The 1,633-nt window shown below is 66.8% G+C and carries 1 pseudogene; it reads left to right on the top strand.

From position 1 onward, the window contains the following. Positions 1-1,633, top strand: a pseudogene (locus R5W23_RS07605) (c-type cytochrome); the annotation flags it as partial.

Here is a 1,633-nt window from a genome sequence, read left to right on the forward strand (position 1 = left end):
GAAAGTCGCGGCCGGGGCCGCATCTGGCGCATCGCACCGAAGGACTTTACGGCTGCGAAGTTGCCTGATATCGGTGCGACGGCGCCCAAACAACTCGCCGAGGAACTGACCGGCACGAACCCGTGGCGCCGGCTCACCGCGCAACGGCTTCTGGTGGAACGGCAGGACAAGCAGGCCGTCGCGCGGGTCCGCGAACTGCTGCCGAAGGCGGTCGGTACTCCCGGTCGCGCGAACCTGCTCTGGGTTCTCGACGGACTGGGGGCGCTGGAGGCGACCGACCTGTACGGCGCGCTCGCCGATCCGGAGCCCGGCGTTCGTGAGCAGGCGCTCCGTCTCGCGGAGCAATTCCTCCGGACTTCGCCGACCCTTTGCCTTCGCGTGACGCCCTTGCGTACCGATCCGTCTCCGCGGGTTCGGTTCCAACTCGCTCTGACGGCAGGCGCGTTGCCCACAACGGACGCGGTGCGAGTGCTCGAGGAGATTCTCAGCAAAGATGGTCGTGATCCGTGGACGGTAACGGCCGTGCTGAGTTCGGCTCGTGAGTACGGCTTCCACCTTCTGCAGGTGCTGACGCGGCCCGACCGCCAGCCCGACCTCGCGCTGACGACCCGAGTCGCCGCAATGATCGGCGCCCGGGGTGATGCGCAGGAGGTCGGGTTGGTGCTCGAATTGGTCGCCGAACGACCGCTCGCGCGCGGGTGCGAGGTTGCGGTCCTCGACGGGCTGGGGCAGGGGATGCGGGCCTCCGCCGCGCCGCTACCCACGTGGTGGCAGAAGCCGCCTGCGGGAGCCGCAGACGCCCTCAAGAAGGTCCGCAAGCGGTTTGAAGCCGCTGCTGGTGTGCTGCGCGACGAGAACGCGACTTCGAGCAATCGAATTGCGAGTGCCGCGCTGCTTGCTTATGGACCGTTCGACTTAGCCGGTGACGCCCTGGTCGCTGCACTGGTGCCTGCGACGCCGGGAGATGTGCAGGGGGCGGCGGTTCGCGCGCTGGCGGTTCACACCGACCCTCAGGTGGCCGCGTTGCTGCTCAAGAACTGGGCGAGCTACGGCCCCGGCCTCCGCCGCGAGGTCCTCGATGCACTCCTTGGCCGCCCGGACCGGATTGCGAAGCTGCTCGACGCGGTTGACGCCAAAACGGTTACCCAGTCCGAGTTCGCACTCGAGCAGGTTCAGCAACTGAAAGCGCACCCCAACGCCGCGGTCCGCGCGCGGGCGGTTACAGTGTTCAAGCTCGCCGCACGTGCCGATCGCGCCAAGGTGATTAAGGAGTACGCGACCGCGCTCGAACTGAAGGGCGACGCGTTGAAGGGCAGGGCGGTGTTCAAGAAGTCATGCGCCGCGTGTCACAAGCTCGACGGCGTCGGCTTCGATGTAGGGGCCAACTTGCTCGCCGCGCTCCCGAACAAGTCCGGCGAAGATCTGCTCGCCGCCGTTCTGGACCCAAACCGCGAGGTCGATCCGCGATACGTGTCCTACAACGTCGTCACTGCCGACGATCGGGTGTTAAACGGCGTGGTCGCTTCGGAATCGCCAACCAGCATCACGCTGCGTCGCGCCGACGGAAAGGAAGATGTGATCCTGCGCTCCAACATTGCGACGTTGCGTTCGACCGGTCTCTCGCTCATGCCGA

This window comes from Gemmata algarum, from assembly GCF_034097035.1.
GTDB lineage: Bacteria > Planctomycetota > Planctomycetia > Gemmatales > Gemmataceae > Gemmata > Gemmata algarum.